The organism is Brevibacillus reuszeri (assembly GCF_001187725.1).
GTDB classification, from domain to species: domain Bacteria; phylum Bacillota; class Bacilli; order Brevibacillales; family Brevibacillaceae; genus Brevibacillus; species Brevibacillus reuszeri.
In genome coordinates this window covers 1,565,624-1,579,884 of the sequence record NZ_LGIQ01000009.1, presented here as the reverse complement: position 1 = coordinate 1,579,884, position 14,261 = coordinate 1,565,624, and the positions used below count along the sequence as shown (strand labels likewise).

Genomic DNA, 14,261 nt, shown 5'->3' with positions numbered 1-14,261 from the left:
ATTCAAGCACTAGCCATCCATCTCGCTTGTCTACCAAAGCATAGCGCAAACTGGTGGGACAAAAAAAGAAATGCTAGACTAGGGTGACGAGGTGAATTGGAATGAAGCTCTCCCTATTTGGAGCTACCGGGCGCGTCGGCAGCCATATTCTTGCCAATGCTCTCCAAGATGGACATGAAGTAACCGCACTGATTCGATCTTTGGTCAAGCTCTCCCAAGCGCCTGCGGATGGCTTGCACGTCTCGACCGGAAACGTCCTGCAGGAAGCCGATGTAGCTCTCGCCATACACGGTGCTGATGCAGTCATCAGTGCTTTAGGGACGGATAAGTCGACTACCTTATCAGAAGGTATGCCACTTATTATCAAAGCCATGAAACAGGAAGGAATCTCCCGGATTATCACTGTCGGAACGGCTGGCATTTTGCAAAGCAGAGTCTCTCCCGAGCTTTTGCGCTATCAATCCAGTGAATCGAGACAGAAATTGACGCGTGCTGCTGAGGAGCATCACAAAGCTTATACACTGCTTGAGCAGTCCGGCCTCGATTGGACGATTGTTTGCCCTACGTATTTACCGGATGGCGTCTATACAGGCACGTATCGGGTCGAAGCCAATCATTTGCCTGTCGATGGTGCGCAAATCTCGGTTCCTGATACCGCCGAGTTCACGTATAAGCAGCTGTTCAGTATGGAACATGTACGGACACGAGTCGGAATCGCCTATTAAGCTTCATCTACAGCCAGACACCAAAAGGCCCCCTTCCAATTGAAAGGGAGCCTTTTTGATTTTGCCTTTTACTTCTCGTTTACTAGTTTTTCCAGCTCGTTCAAGGTCTCTTCGAAAATCTCCATGGCCTGCTCAATTGGCTTGGATGTAGACATATCTACGCCCGCTGCCTTCAGAACGTCAATTGGCGGTGCAGAGTTGCCTGCCTCCAGGAAGTTGGTACGGATGCGGTCTACAGCTGGCTGCCCCTCATCCATGATCTGCTTCGCGAGCGCTTGTGACGCGGCAAAGCTCGTCGAGTATTGATAGACATAGTACTGATAGTTGAAGAAGTGAGAAACACGCGCCCACTCCATTGCGATCTCGTCATCAGATACCATGTCTTTGCCGTAGTATTTCTTGTTGATGTCGAGGTAAATCTTTTTGATCGCCTCTGCGTTGAGCGATTCTCCCGCTTGCTCCTTGTCATGAATCGCTTTTTCAAACTCTGCAAACTGAGTCTGGCGGAACAAGGTCGAACGGAAGTTTTCCAGATAGTGATTCAAGAGATACATCTTCTCTTCTTTGGTCTTCGCTTTTGCATACATGCTCTTGAAGAGCAGCGTCTCGTTCATTGTAGATGCAACCTCAGCTGTAAACGTCGGATAGTTCGACGAAATGTACGGCTGATTTTTATTCGTGTAATACGATTGCATCGCATGTCCCATCTCATGTGCGATCGTATAGACATCATCGAGCGTTCCCTGGTGGTTCAAGAGAACGTACGGATGCGTGTCATACGCGCCCCACTGATAAGCACCTGTCCGTTTGTCATCTGTCGAGTACACATCGACCCAGCCAGCATCGAGACCTTCAGCCAGTACCTTTGTATACTCGTCGCCCATCGCTGCAAGTCCATCGACAACCATCTTCTTCCCTTCATCAATGGAAATGTACTTGTCATCAGACGGTACGATCGGCACATAAATGTCGTACATGTGCAGTTCGTTTACACCGAGCATTTTCTTTTTCAAGGAAATGTAACGGTGTAAAAGCGGCAGATTGTCATTCACGGTATCAATCAGCTCATCGTATACCTTGGTTGGGATATTATTCGGAGTCAAGCTGGCTTCCAATGCCGATTTGTAGTTACGAGCATCGGCATAAAAATTATCTCCCTTTACCTTGGCAGCCAACGTTTGGGCGAACGTATCCTGGAAGCCGATCAGTGAGCTGTAGTATGCTTTGAACGCATCTTTACGGACACGCTGATCCTTGCTCTCCATATAAGAAATGAAATTGGCGCGGGTCAGCTGTATTTCCTTGCCGCTCTCATCCTTGATTTTCGGGAACTTCACATCCTTGGAAAGCATGCCGTAAATATTGTTTGGCGAATTCCCAAGTGGAGATGATTTTGCCAAAAGCTGCTCCATCTCTGTAGAAAGAGAATGTGGCTTGGTACGAAGCATGTCCTCTAAGAACAGCTTGTACGGCGCTACGCCTTTGTCAGCGAGCAGGCTCTTCATTTTGGCATCAGGAATGGCTACAATCTCAGGCTGAATCCATGCTGTTTTTTCAGAAACAAGTGTATACATTTTTTCAGCGCGGTCAGCCAAATTTTGCAGCTCTGAATTGGCTGAGTTCACATCAAGCGCCATGTTAGCGTATACATAAGCTTTGTCATTCAGACGCATCATGTCGATGTAGTCCTCGATCGCCTTTACAAGCGAAGCTGCAGAGCTTCCCAGCTTGCCTTGATGCTTGGTGAATGCATTTGCCATCGCTTCGACCTTGTTCACATCTTTTTCCCAATCCTGAACGGTCGCGTAAATATGATTGAGTTTCCATTTGTATTGGTCAGGTATCTCTGATCGATCTTTGTAGTTTGGTGCTTTTTCCGCAGCAAACGCTACTGCTGGAGAGCTGTACGGAATAAAGGGCACCGCCACGGTAGTCAATGCAATCGCTAAAGCTGTAATTGAAGCAAACGCACGTTTTTTCAAGTCAAGATCGCCCCTTTTCGTCTTTATATATCATTTCCAATTTCTAGATAATGTAATTACGTGATATATGTACGAAACTCCTTCTTATTAATAAAAATATTTTAAATATTTATTAAGAACAGTCAATTTATCCAGAGATTATTGAGTTTTGTGGATAAAACTGTGGATAACTCGTCCTTTTGCCTCTGTTCATCCCCAGCCCAAATATCCACAGCTTGTTTTCGGTTGAAAAGTTGTCCACAATTTTCTGTGGATAGCTTGTGTATAACTAATTTTCCTCGAACCGGGCATCCGCCCATACCTCTTTCCCTGTTCTGACATAGCATGAGTAATGAATCTAGGGTAGGAGGTGTTAGCAAGTGGGTATCTTTAACGGCTTCGACGACTTCGCGCTGATCTTGGTTCTCTTCATCCTTCTCGTTATCGTAGGTTGTGACTGCAACTAAGCTCCCCGCTGCGATCCTGACCTATCTCCAGGAAGGTAGGCTTGCATATGCATGCAGCCTTACCTTCACAACCAACCTCGATCAATTACGAGCCGCATAAACGCTCGTAATGTTCAGTCACATTACTGGGACATCAATTTTTCAAACAAAAAAGGATGCGCCAACACTCGGCAGCATCCTTTTATCCTATTTGGTTGCACCTGTGGAAAACCTAGACGTCTGAGATGGATTCAAATTCCCCTCTGCATCCTTTAGCTGTCCTCCACTCAGGCTGATCTGATAGCTGGTATGAGGCAGCCAGGAGCCTCCCTTTGGCTTTACGGTGATCGTTCGTTTGCTCTTGTTCCACGTTACAGTATGTGGAATAACAGAACCCTTCGCATCCTTCACCTGAACGAGACCGACTGCTGTTTTACTGGACAGAATCGTGCCATCTTTCAGGAAAACATCCTCAGCAAACTGCAAGGTTATTTTCTCCTGAAGCTTCACCTGCTTCGCTCCATCCCCAGGCAAAATCACTGCCTTTGGTGGGATTTGATCAACCTGCTTTTTGGTGGAAAACGTGCTGCTGACCTCTGGATTCAGCTGTCCCTTGGCATCCTTCAGCTTTTTTTCTAAAAGGGTAACCTTATACGATTGACCCGCTTCCAAATTTCCGACAGGATCAATTGTTACGCTGCGGTTTGTCTTGTTCCATTTTGCAGTAAACGCGACCTTCTTTTTCTTCGCATCTGTTAGTTGAATCGCAGTAGCTAGTGCTTTCTCCGTAATATCCTTATTGTTTGCCAACTTGATTTGCTGTGAAAAGGACAGTGTTATGACTGCTTCAGGGTCGATTTGGTCAGCTTTGCTCGTCGGTGTTATCCTGACGCCCCAATCGCTCTCCACCTTGGCCCACGCAGACTGTGTCAGCAGCAGCAAAAGTCCCATCACACTTAAGAAATGCAACCATCTAATACCCATCCACTTCTTCATCGTACACCTCCTGTTTTTGACGGCCGAGGTCACCCATTGCTCATGGTTTTCTGACCGTTTACAGGCATTGTAGGAAAAGACAGATGGGTTGTTCAAAAAAACTTTCCTATCAAGATTCTGGTTCTTCCTCGGAGCGTATCAAGATTTTCTTCAGCTTTCGTTCAAATTCCAGACGTGGAATCATAACACTATGCTCACACCCCGTGCACTTGATGCGCACGTCCATCCCCATGCGGATGACCTTCCATGCATTCGTTCCGCATGGATGCGGCTTTTTCATCTGAACGACATCCCCCAGCCCAAACTGCTTCCGTTCCATTCTCTCTTTCTCCTCCCTGATTTACGCTTGTCCTTTTCCTGGCATGGCGACAATTTTGGGATATGGTATTTGGATGCCACGCTTGGTAAATTCGGTTCTGATCATCGCACGCAGGTTACGATTAACCCCGTGGTGCGTATTTGGCTTACATTCTGCCGTCACACGCAAGACGACCTCCGATGGTCCCAAAGCTTGCACGCCTAATATTTGAGGCTCCCCTACGATATCTTGCAATTCGGTTTGTGCCAGCTGCAAAACTTCCCTCAGCACCTGCTCTACCTGGTTCAGGTTTTCTTCATATGCTACCGAGACATCTACGACAGAAAGCGTATTTTGCAACGAGAAATTGGTCACTTGTGTAATCGTTCCATTAGGAAAAATGTGCACCTCGCCAGTCCAGCTGCGGACACGAGTGATTCGCAAGCCGATCTCCTGGACCGTTCCCGTCATATTGTTAATCGTTACGACATCGCCAACGGCAAACTGATCCTCAAAAATAATAAAGAAGCCAGTGATGATATCCCGTACCAAGCTCTGCGCTCCGAAACCGACTGCCAGTCCCAGCACCCCTGCACTCACCAATACCGGTTTTAAATCAATCCCCAGCAGCTGGAGTATCATCAGGATCGCCAGGAAATAGAGCGTATAGCGCACGATGTTGTTGACCAGTACACGCATCGTATCCACTCTGCGTTGGTCCATCTGTATCTTGCTGCCTTTTCGGTGCTGGAAAATTCGATTGACTGCCGCTTGCACAACCGATAACACAATACGTGAAATCAAGATAATCGCAGCAATTTTTAACAAAACCATTCCTATGTTTACCCACATATCAGCGTCTGTTACATAGCCGTATACCTGTGCATAAATGGTCTCAAAAAAGCCTTCTTTTTTCATTCCTCCCGCTCCTTTTGGTTCCCATCCTCATCAATTTCCCGATACCTATCCGAAAACTGGCGAAAATAGCCTCGTACTACCACTTGTTGTTCTTCCATGATTGTTTTTGCTTGTGAGTAATCTGGCATTGGAAACTCAATGGAAAGCGCACAGCCCGCCGTTATCTCTTTTGGCGTTGGTCTTGTGTCTATATCGATGTCCGCGTACTCCAGAAGCATCTCTGCCCGCAAGGCTTGCTGCGTGGAGTCAAATGCGATCAGTACAGTCTTTCCCTCCATTCATCTCCCTCCCTTATCTGACCTGTCCCTTTTTGTTTGAAATAGCATCTGTTTTGCTTCTCCTCTTATTGTACCTGTTCAACTTTCCTCTTGCCAGTTTCGCTGATTTTTCAAAACTTCCGTAACCTTCCCATTACCTGGTATAAAAATGACTTCTCGGTACTATACTGTGAATACTCTTTATATCTTTGAATCAAGACCGCAAGAGTGGAGGTAGCCATGAATACATTTGATAGTAGCAAAGACTGTTTTTTGCCACCCTTTAAAGTGGAATACCAAAGTGATGACGCAGATGAGCATCTGGCACAACACCTTGCGCAACGCTTTCGCAGAACACCGTTCGAAGATGATATTGTCATTGTATGTATTGGGACAGACCGTTCTACTGGAGATGCGCTTGGCCCTCTCGTGGGAACAAAGCTGCAAACAAAGACAACCCGTCATTTGCAAGTATACGGAACCTTGGATGATCCGGTTCATGCTATGAATCTGAAAGAAAAAATGGAGATGATTCAGGATACTCATTCCCAGTCCACCATTATTGCCATCGATGCCTGTCTGGGACAATTCAGCCATGTCGGTAACATCAATGTAATCAATGGCCCGTTGAAGCCCGGTGCCGGTGTAAAAAAGGAGCTTCCTCCGGTCGGAACCTTTCATATTACAGGCATTGTCAACGTTGGCGGCTTCATGGAGTATTTTGTGCTGCAAAATACGCGTCTTGCTGTTGTGATGAACATGGCAGAAATCATTGCCTCCGGAATCTCGAAAGCAGCCACGCTAACCACCGCCAAAGGCAGATTGGACAGCGTACTTCACGAATAATGAAATCGATTACTACGAGACGAATAAAGCCCCTGTCAGACGACATCCCCAGATAGACTTGTCTTCTCCTCCTGTAGGCGAACAGGTCTTTTTTCTTTTAGGAAAGGACGAATTACCAGCTTATTCACCGTATTTCTCGCTTTTCAAACAGGCACACGCTTCCTCTGCCCCGATTGTATGGGATCAGTTGCATCGCAAATGGCTTGTCTAGCCGCTAGCAGCTCTATATTTACAGGAGTCTTACCTACTAATTCGCCATCGGCATGAACAAATAACGACTTCTCTGCCTGAATCTGAACTTGGCGCCCTGAGTAAAACAAAACACCTGAATGACTCACATGTGTTCCTCTAAAAATTTTGGGAAAAGCCAATAGAAATTGTAGCCGACTTAGGCTATGAATGACACAAATTTTCATCTCCCCGTCATCTGGTGCTGCGTCTGGACAGATGAGCATTCCTCCCCCGTAATTCGGAATGTTGGCAAGTGCTATCAGCCAAGCATTTGGAATGGAGTATTTCTGGTTATCAACTGTCAACGTTACATGGCAAGGACAATAGGAGCAAAGAACCCGAATCACCGATATGATATAAGCAACCCTTCCGAGTCTGTACCGATTTAGCCAGCCTTTATACCGTGCTTCGTTCGTCTTTTTCGCAACTAAGGCATCAAGGCCTGTCCCTATCGAATTGACTGCGACCCGTCCATTTATATACAGCAAATCAATCAATCGCTCATCCTGATCCGACAGGATTCCCTCCAAAGCCTCCAGTGGATCAAACGGTACGCCATGTCCACGCGCATAATCGTTTCCTGAACCAGCTGCCACATGACCGAATACACACGTTTGACCTGACTGCTGGATTCCGTTGATCACTTCATGAACCGTTCCGTCGCCACCTACTGCGATTAATTTTTTTACTCCCTCTTTTTGGATCAGCTCAATTGCTAATTTTTGAGCCTCCCCCTGTCTTGATGTCTGCCTCATAAGAAAACGGGCTCCTTGCCCCCTTAACGTCGGCTCCAGAAGCTCCCATACTTTTTTTCCTTTCCCATTCCCCGATACTGGATTGACGATAAAACCCATCATATGTTGTCCCGCTCCCCAATGCTGCTTTCCCATTCTTTTGCGTTTATTATCGCATGTCTTGCTCTCTTTTTTTAGAACCCGCTACCAATTTATGTACTTCTTTTTCTCTTACAGCCTCCTATTCCACCTTCTTTTAACTATATAAAAATGCTCAGCCTATTCTATGACCTATTTCCTGTTTTATCTTTTCACAAAAAAAATAGCCCTTTCTATTTGAAAGAGCCTTTATGCCTACTTATGAAAACAGCTTCGAAAACCATTCCATGAATGGAACCCCGAGTGCCGCTATCAGTAAAGCCGGCAGCATATTTGCTACGTTTATTTTTTTAATTTCCAAAACGTTGATGCCAATGGCAATAATCATCAGGCCACCGACAGCTGTCAGCTCGACTAACATCGCATCTAGCATCGTTTGGCTTACGACATTAAAAATTTGGGTCGATAATAATGCAATCAGCCCTTGGTACAAAAACACAGGAATCGCTGAAAATAACACGCCGATCCCTAACGTAGAAGTAAAAATAATGGCAGAAAACCCGTCAATCAAGGCTTTTGTGTACAAAATATCGTGGTTATCACGCAAGCCACTATCCATCGCACCCAAAACACCCATGGCACCAATACAATATACCAGCGTGGTTGTAACAAAACCGGTAGCGATACCGCCTTCTTTTCCTTTCCCGATCTTGTGCTCCAACCAATGTCCCAGTCTGTTCAAGCCCTTTTCAATGCCAATCAGCTCTCCAATAATGGCCCCTACTACGATGCTAATGATGACCAGCAGAAAGTTGTCAGATCCGAGGCTCATTTTTATACCTAAAACAATAACAGCCAAACCGATTCCTTGCATGACTGTTTTTCGAATCGACTCAGGTATGCGGGTCAAAAGGCATCCTAATAACGAACCAGCTACGATGGCCACCGCATTGACCAAGGTCCCCAACAAGATCACGTCTGTTTCCTCCCACAGATGCCTTACACGAACGCAGATGAAATCTCTTGTACCGCGTGAATAAGCGCCTCTACGTCTTTGTCTGAGTTAAATATCCCGAAGCTGGCGCGAACGGCTCCCCGCTGTTCCGTACCCGCTGTTTGATGACCAAGCGGTGTGCAATGATAGCCAGATCTCGTGGCGATGCCGTATTGTTGATCAAGGATAAAGGACACCTCTGAGGCATCTGCTTCCCCTACATTAAAGGCAATGACGCCTACTCGTTCCGTTTCAATTCCTGGACCATACACCTTCACTCCAGGAATCTCTTGTAGGCGAATGATCGTCTGCTTTACCAATTCCCACTCATGCTGACGAATGTTTTCTACGCCTTTGTCCAAAACGAAAGAAACGCCAGCTTGTAATCCAGCCAATCCGACTGTATTTACCGTTCCACTTTCATACCGATCCGGTCTTGTGGTTGGCTGCTCAATCGCCTCTGACTGACTGCCTGTCCCACCATGAATAAGCGGTACCAAATCAATGTCACCATGCACGTATAAACCACCCGTTCCTTGAGGGCCATACAAGCCTTTATGCCCAGGAAAAGCGAGCATATCGATATGCATTTCTTCTACATGAATCGGCAGTACACCAGCAGACTGAGAAGCATCTACCAAAAACGTTATTCCTCGCTCTTTTGCCATTTTCCCCAATTCTGCTACAGGAAGAATGACTCCGGTCAAATTGGAGGCATGACTCACAACCAGTAAGCGAGTATTCGGCTGAATCGCTTTTTCAAAATCCTCTACATAAAAATGGTGGTCGTCCCTCGGCTCGATAAATGTAGCCTCTACTTGGCTTGTTTTACGCATAAACTCGATCGGGCGCCGTACTGAATTATGCTCTACCGATGAGGAAATGACGTGATCTCCAGGCTTCAAAAAGCCTTTTATCGCCTGATTAAGCGCTTGAGTCGCATTGAGATAAAAAAAGAGGTTATTCGGGTTTTGAATCCCAAACAACCGCGATAGCTGCACCCGTGTACGAAACACAGTCTTGCTTGCTTTCATCGCCAACGCATGCCCGCCTCTTCCGGGATTGGCGGCATATTCTTCTATAGCTTCAGCCATCATGTCCTTGACAGTAGGTGGCTTCGGCCAGGTAGAAGCTGCGTTATCCAAATAGATGATCGCCATAAGACTACCTCCTAGGCTCACTTCTCCGCATTTAGTATGTCTATGATTCGTTGCAAATCTTCCTGTGAGTAGAAATCGATCTCGATCTTTCCGCGCTTCGAGCCCTTTTTGATTTTGACCGAGGTTCCAAAACGGGTACGCAGTCGTTCTTCCATCGCGATCAAAACCGGTTCGTTTTTCGCAGGCTTTTTCTTTTTTGTTTCACGTGAAACATTCAACTGTTTCACCAATTCTTCCAATTGACGTACACTCAGCTCTTTTGCAACAACATCCTTCGCCAGCTGCTGCTGTGCCTTCTCATCTGAAACGGTTAGCAGTGCACGAGCATGACCCATGGACAGTTCGGTAGCCGATACCATTTTGCGAATCCCCTCAGGCAATTGCAACAAGCGCAGCATATTTGCTACATGTGGTCTACTCTTCCCGATTTTTTTGGCAAGTTGGTCTTGCGTGTAATCGTGATGAGCAATCAGCTTTTCATAAGCTTCTGCTTCTTCCAATGGATTGAGATTTTCACGTTGCAAATTTTCGATGAGGGCAATTTCCATCAATTGTTGATCTGTATACGCCTTCACTACAACCGGAACCTGCTTTAATCCAGCTAATTTTGCAGCCCGCAGCCGTCTTTCACCCGCGACCAGTTCAAACCCCTTGATGCTTTTCCGTACAATCAGAGGTTGGATAATTCCATGCTCCTTAATAGATCCAGCTAATTCATCAATGGCCGATTGGTCGAATTCTTTACGGGGCTGATACGGGTTGGGACGAATCTCACTCACGGAAACTTCTTTTACTTGTTCCCCTTCTTCAATGAGATTGGACGTTATAAGTGCATTCAGCCCTTTTCCCAAACCTCTACTCATACCCCAACCACTTCCTTCGCCAAATCAGTATAGACTTCCGCACCTCTAGAGCGGGGATCGTACGTAATAATGGCTTGTCCGTGTGACGGTGCTTCACTCAAGCGAACATTCCGAGGAATAATCGTTTTATATACTTTTTCTTGGAAATACTTTTTCACTTCTTCAATGACCTGGATACCCAAATTCGTTCGTGCATCCAGCATGGTCAAAACAACGCCCTCAATCGCCAACTGAGAGTTTAGGTGTTTTTGCACCAGTCGAATCGTATTCAATAATTGGCTCAATCCCTCCAGTGCATAGTACTCACACTGAATAGGGATTAAAACCGAGTCAGCCGCGGTCAGGGAATTGACAGTCAAAATGCCCAAGGATGGCGGGCAATCAATAATGACGTAATCGTACTTGTCCTTGACAACCTCGAGCGCTTTTTTCAATCGAACCTCGCGCGATATAGTCGGAACAAGCTCAATTTCTGCACCCGCCAATTGAATGGTGGCAGGAATAATCATCAAGCCTTCGATGTCAGTAGGCAGAGTGGCATCAACCGGGCTGATGTCATTGATCAGTACGTCATAAATGCAGTACCGCACATCGGCTTTATTAACTCCGATCCCGCTGGTAGCATTTCCTTGTGGATCAATATCGACCAGCAGCACCTTTTTCCCCAATGCGGCCAAACAAGCACTTAGATTGACGGACGTAGTCGTCTTCCCGACGCCGCCTTTCTGGTTCGCAACCGCAATGATTTTACCCAACTTCTCCACCTCTTTTTTTCATCTAGGAAAGTTAGAGATCATCACTTGTCCATCTCTTCGTTTCCATATCACTCTCCGTAACACGGTCTTTGATGCTTTGGAGAATTCTCTGAAAAGATCTATCAGCATTTGTTCATTTCTCGTCAACTACTTATTAATACGTAATACGTCTCACTTAGGAAACACATCATTGCTCTGGATAGGGGGTTTTTCCCTCTTCACCTCGGCCACCCTAAAAAACTGCTATCGACTCTATCTCACGAGAAGCGAGCACACTTTTACAATTCAGGAATTCCTAAGCCCCCAGATTGTACATTCTGATAGGTTCCCTAAGAAATATTTCGATATTTCCCATGTTACCAGATTTGCTGCTTGCTCGTACGCTGTTTTTTTGATAAAGAGCCATTTTGTCCATTATTTTTGTGCGAACAGATACGTTTGTCCCCATTTTTACGGCCCAGGCGCGCTTTTGTCGTAACAAACATTTCCAAAAACCGTGTTACTCTTTCTTTACTAGTAAGTTACGGGCTTCTCCTGCCTCTTTCTTCCCTACTAAAAAAAGAGAGAGCAAAGCAAAAAGAAAAGCGACCTTGTCGCCAGTGTTCTCCCCGTATCGGCAAGAACATATCGAGTCGCATTTTAATTATTTCCCTGTTTCTTTATTTTTCGGGATCCGAATAGTGAACTGATAAAATTCATCGTGATCCTCTTCGTCCGTTTCAACAGTCAAGCCCGTTTGAATTACCATATCAATGGACTGACGTACTGTATTGATTGCAATCCGCGCATCTCTAGAAAATGCTTTCCACCGCGGCTTTTGTTCCTTTTCCTTCTTCGGATTGGCCGTTGCCTCCAAAAGCTGCTTGACCCGTACTTCCGTCTGCTTGACATTCCATTCACGCTCGATTATCTCGATCAGAACCTTGATTTGCAGCTCGGTATCCTTCAGAGGGATCAAGGCTCTTGCGTGGCGCTCCGTTACCTGGCGAGCCAATAAAGCATCCTGAATTTCTCCTGGCAAATGCAGCAGGCGCAGCTTGTTAGCGATCGTCGATTGTCCTTTACCCAAACGCTGTGCCAGACTTTCTTGCGTCAAATTATGCAAGTCAATTAACTTTTGATAAGCGATCGCCTCTTCAATTGCTGTTAAACCTTCACGCTGCAGATTCTCAATCAACGCGATAGAGGCTGTCTGTGCGTCATTAAAATCTTTGACAATCGCAGGAATTCGCTCCATGCCCAATTTTTTTGTTGCACGCAAACGCCGTTCCCCAGCGATCAATTCATAATGACCGTCGCGCATCCGTACAACGATCGGTTGAATCAATCCATGAGTCCGAATGGTTTGACACAACTCATCAATTTTCTCGTCATCAAATACAGTCCGAGGTTGATAAGGATTAGGCACAATCTCCTCGACTGGTATTTGCTTGATTTCTTCGTTGTCAGTTTTGTCGGTCAACCCGAAAATCCGAGAAAATGAATCTTTAACTGCCATAGAAAAATCCCCCACTTCTACCCGTTCCATCCAAGCTTGTTCTGCGTAAAAAATCGTTTCAGGTACCTTGCCATGCGCTCCAGAATTTATAAGCCTCGTACTTATAAATTCTTATACGTGAAAAAAAGCCTCTGCCCAACTTATGACAGAATCTTTATGACAACCATGCTTGTTCGATAGATGCCTCATCGTCTTTTGCTCATGCTGCTTTTCTGCTTCCGCTACGAATGACTCCTATACCTTCATATCGGTCTTTTGAGAACATAAATAAATGGCTTGTCCTTCTTCTGAACACTTCATCTTCTATCACACTGCCGCATAGACACAAAAATACTGACGAGTATCCTAGTTTCCTACGAACCTTCTCGTCTCTGTTCTGCTTCGCCCAAAGCTTCATTACAAATCAAAAAGCCCGCTTTAAGACAACACAAAAATAATTCTTCTTTTTTCATCAAACGAAGCTTCCAAAACGACCAAGTAATAAGTAATGGCCTGCAACTCTCGTACTAGACACATACGTACTTGTTCTGCATCAATTTCGTTCCATAGTTGTTGAACAAAGGTTCTTTGTCCCTACTTACTGTTTGCGGGACAATTCCCTTTGCCCAAGCTGCAAAAAGTAAAACTCCAGTGGACCCAAGTCTTATTTCCCGCCAATTCGCTTCTCTCGTTCTTTATCTATATGGTATTCTTCAAGATTCGCCCAATTCCTGCTACTGAAAAACGTTTCACGTGAAACATCAATCGTGATCGTCATCATCGAAAACCCTATGATTATGCCGTTTCTCCTGCTCTTCCTCCCCTATACTTTCATCAGATGGATGTGAAATCTTAGTGACAGGAAAAAGTCGGGGAAACAGTCGATGGAAATCCAATGTCAAATACGCGAAAAATGCAGCTACGATCGCGGTAATATACATTCCGGCGCTAAACATCAATCCAATCGCTGACGCCACCCACATACCAGCAGCTGTCGTCAAGCCTTTGACCGATCCGTTGTATTTGATAATTGCTCCTGCACCCAAAAATCCCATCCCAGTAACCACCTGCGCGGCGACCCGCCCGGGATCATGATTCATTCCACTGGAGGAAAACCCATAAATAGAGGCCAGTCCAAACAAACAAGAACCAAAACAGACGAGACTGTACGTTCGAAATCCTGCTCCTCTTTGTCGACTCACATCTTTAATGAATCGCTCCCTCTCCCACCCCATAATTGCTCCAGCCAAAAAGGCCAAAAATAAGCGCAGAAGAATCGTTGGCAGTTCCGGTGGAAAAAACAAACCGAGTGCTGTATCCATGCTTGCAACATCCCCTCAGACAAGCATTTCCCTTTGAAAAAGGTTACTTACATGCTATGCTGTCCACCTTATCTGCATGCAGGGAGAAATCTGAATGAGGATGCCATATATGAAAATTTTGTAGCTTCTGAATTCAAGCACCTACTCTGCTAAATAGATATGAAATGCCTTTTGTCGGA

Annotated in this window: 15 protein-coding genes; 3 read left to right on the top strand and 12 right to left on the bottom strand. The window is 45.6% G+C overall.

Annotated features, from left to right (window positions below):
• Positions 1–101 precede the first annotated feature (101 nt).
• Positions 102–725 (top strand): NAD(P)-dependent oxidoreductase, encoded by a 624-nt coding sequence (locus tag ADS79_RS21910; protein WP_049740476.1) that lies wholly within the window; start codon positions 102–104, stop codon positions 723–725.
• 68 nt (positions 726–793) lie between these two features.
• Here the strand turns inward: ADS79_RS21910 and pepF are convergent, their stop codons facing one another.
• A complete protein-coding gene (pepF, locus tag ADS79_RS21905) occupies positions 794–2,707 on the bottom strand; it encodes an oligoendopeptidase F (protein ID WP_049740475.1) in 1,914 nt (637 codons plus the stop codon).
• A 359-nt stretch (positions 2,708–3,066) separates the two neighbouring features.
• Here pepF and ADS79_RS34600 point away from each other — a divergent pair, with 359 nt between their 5' ends.
• A complete protein-coding gene (locus tag ADS79_RS34600) occupies positions 3,067–3,153 on the top strand; it encodes a YjcZ family sporulation protein (protein WP_016739383.1) in 87 nt (28 codons plus the stop codon).
• 186 nt (positions 3,154–3,339) lie between these two features.
• Here the strand turns inward: ADS79_RS34600 and ADS79_RS21900 are convergent, their stop codons facing one another.
• The 4 genes from ADS79_RS21900 to ADS79_RS21885 all read right to left on the bottom strand — a co-directional run bounded on the left by ADS79_RS21900 (position 3,340) and on the right by ADS79_RS21885 (position 5,622).
• Positions 3,340–4,128, bottom strand: coding sequence for an Ig-like domain-containing domain (locus ADS79_RS21900; RefSeq protein WP_049740474.1), 789 nt, complete (start codon positions 4,126–4,128; stop codon positions 3,340–3,342).
• 109 nt (positions 4,129–4,237) lie between these two features.
• Positions 4,238–4,447 (bottom strand): DUF951 domain-containing protein, encoded by a 210-nt coding sequence (locus ADS79_RS21895; protein ID WP_049740473.1) that lies wholly within the window; start codon positions 4,445–4,447, stop codon positions 4,238–4,240.
• 21 nt (positions 4,448–4,468) lie between these two features.
• Positions 4,469–5,344 carry a mechanosensitive ion channel family protein gene (locus tag ADS79_RS21890; RefSeq protein WP_049740472.1) on the bottom strand — a complete coding sequence of 292 codons (876 nt, stop codon included), beginning with the start codon at positions 5,342–5,344 and terminating at the stop codon, positions 4,469–4,471.
• A complete protein-coding gene (locus ADS79_RS21885) occupies positions 5,341–5,622 on the bottom strand; it encodes a putative Se/S carrier protein (protein ID WP_049740471.1) in 282 nt (93 codons plus the stop codon). Before ADS79_RS21885 ends, ADS79_RS21890 begins: the two co-directional genes overlap by 4 nt.
• A 219-nt stretch (positions 5,623–5,841) precedes the next feature.
• On the opposite strand from ADS79_RS21885, the gene yyaC reads away from it, so the two are divergent.
• Positions 5,842–6,447, top strand: coding sequence for a spore protease YyaC (yyaC, locus tag ADS79_RS21880; RefSeq protein ID WP_049740470.1), 606 nt, complete (start codon positions 5,842–5,844; stop codon positions 6,445–6,447).
• A 143-nt stretch (positions 6,448–6,590) separates the two neighbouring features.
• Here the strand turns inward: yyaC and ADS79_RS21875 are convergent, their stop codons facing one another.
• From ADS79_RS21875 to ADS79_RS21845, 7 genes are all read right to left on the bottom strand, one after another.
• Positions 6,591–7,535, bottom strand: coding sequence for a diacylglycerol/lipid kinase family protein (locus ADS79_RS21875; protein ID WP_049741102.1), 945 nt, complete (start codon positions 7,533–7,535; stop codon positions 6,591–6,593).
• Between the two features lie 235 nt (positions 7,536–7,770).
• The gene (locus tag ADS79_RS21870) at positions 7,771–8,487 is read right to left on the bottom strand and encodes a DUF554 domain-containing protein (protein ID WP_049740469.1); all 717 of its coding nucleotides are present in this window, start codon (positions 8,485–8,487) and stop codon (positions 7,771–7,773) included.
• Positions 8,488–8,510: 23 nt separating this feature from the next.
• Positions 8,511–9,665, bottom strand: a complete 1,155-nt coding sequence (locus ADS79_RS21865; protein WP_049740468.1) for an aminotransferase class V-fold PLP-dependent enzyme — start codon at positions 9,663–9,665, stop codon at positions 8,511–8,513.
• A gap of 17 nt (positions 9,666–9,682) precedes the next feature.
• Positions 9,683–10,528, bottom strand: a complete 846-nt coding sequence (locus ADS79_RS21860; protein ID WP_049740467.1) for a ParB/RepB/Spo0J family partition protein — start codon at positions 10,526–10,528, stop codon at positions 9,683–9,685.
• Positions 10,525–11,283 carry a ParA family protein gene (locus ADS79_RS21855; protein ID WP_049740466.1) on the bottom strand — a complete coding sequence of 253 codons (759 nt, stop codon included), beginning with the start codon at positions 11,281–11,283 and terminating at the stop codon, positions 10,525–10,527. The genes ADS79_RS21860 and ADS79_RS21855 overlap by 4 nt, the downstream gene beginning before the upstream one ends.
• Positions 11,284–11,926: 643 nt before the next feature.
• The gene (noc, locus tag ADS79_RS21850; RefSeq protein ID WP_049740465.1) at positions 11,927–12,781 is read right to left on the bottom strand and encodes a nucleoid occlusion protein; all 855 of its coding nucleotides are present in this window, start codon (positions 12,779–12,781) and stop codon (positions 11,927–11,929) included.
• Between the two features lie 740 nt (positions 12,782–13,521).
• Positions 13,522–14,082, bottom strand: coding sequence for an MgtC/SapB family protein (locus ADS79_RS21845; RefSeq protein ID WP_049740464.1), 561 nt, complete (start codon positions 14,080–14,082; stop codon positions 13,522–13,524).
• Positions 14,083–14,261: the final 179 nt, after the last annotated feature.